This window comes from Shewanella sp. c952 (assembly GCF_019654975.1).
Taxonomy (GTDB): domain Bacteria; phylum Pseudomonadota; class Gammaproteobacteria; order Enterobacterales; family Shewanellaceae; genus Shewanella.
Genome location: NZ_BPEW01000079.1, coordinates 1 through 1,137, shown reverse-complemented (window position 1 = coordinate 1,137; position 1,137 = coordinate 1). Strand labels below are relative to the sequence as shown.

1 protein-coding gene is annotated in these 1,137 nt (G+C 49.1%); it reads left to right on the top strand.

Annotated features, from left to right (window positions below; translation table 11 throughout):
- On the top strand, nucleotides 1-1,137 hold a 1,137-nt coding region (locus K5R16_RS21925), incomplete at both ends, for an Ig-like domain-containing protein (RefSeq protein ID WP_220740519.1).

The following is a 1,137-nucleotide window of genomic DNA, read 5'->3' as shown; positions in this document are numbered from 1 at the left end:
TAACAGCCACATTAACAATTGAAGTCACCCCAGTTGATGACCCAAGCCAGCTGGTGAATGACACTGATAGCATCGCAGAAGATGAAGTGGCGACCGGTAATGTGCTCGATAACGATAGCGATATCGACAGCGATCTAACCGTGGTGAGTTTTGAAGTGGACGGTCAAACCGTCACTGCGGGCACCACCGTTCAGCTTGATAACGGCACTATCGTCATCAATGAAGATGGCAGCTATATCTTTACCCCAGATGAAAACTGGAACGGCAATGTCCCAGTCATTACTTACACCACCAACACAGGCTTAACAGCCACATTAACAATTGAAGTCACCCCAGTTGATGACCCAAGCCAGCTGGTGAATGACACTGATAGCATCGCAGAAGATGAAGTGGCGACCGGTAATGTGCTCGATAACGATAGCGATATCGATATCGACAGCGATCTAACCGTGGTGAGCTTTGAAGTGAACGGTCAAACCGTCACTGCGGGCACCACCGTTCAGCTTGATAACGGCACTATCGTCATCAATGAAGATGGCAGCTATACCTTTACCCCAGATGAAAACTGGAACGGCAATGTCCCAGTCATTACTTACACCACCAACACAGGCTTAACAGCCACATTAACAATTGAAGTCACCCCAGTTGATGACCCAAGCCAGCTGGTGAATGACACTGATAGCATCGCAGAAGATGAAGTGGCGACCGGTAATGTGCTCGATAACGATAGCGATATCGATATCGACAGCGATCTAACCGTGGTGAGCTTTGAAGTGAACGGTCAAACCGTCACTGCGGGCACCACTGTAGAGCTTGATGGTGGCAACCTCATTATCAATGAAGACGGCAGTTATACCTTTACACCAAATGAAAACTGGAACGGCAATGTTCCTGTCATCACTTACACAACGAATACCGGTTCCACTGCAACACTCACCATTGAAGTCACCCCGGTGAACGATGATTTCAGCGATGATAATGAAACTCGCAGCATCGTCGAGGACAGCCCTGAAGTGAGCGGCAATGTGATTGATGGCAGCAGTGTCGATGGCGATCTCAGTATCACCACCTTCACCATTGCCGGCGACAACACCGTCTATAATGCCGATGGCAGTGACGTCACCCTCAACGGTGTCG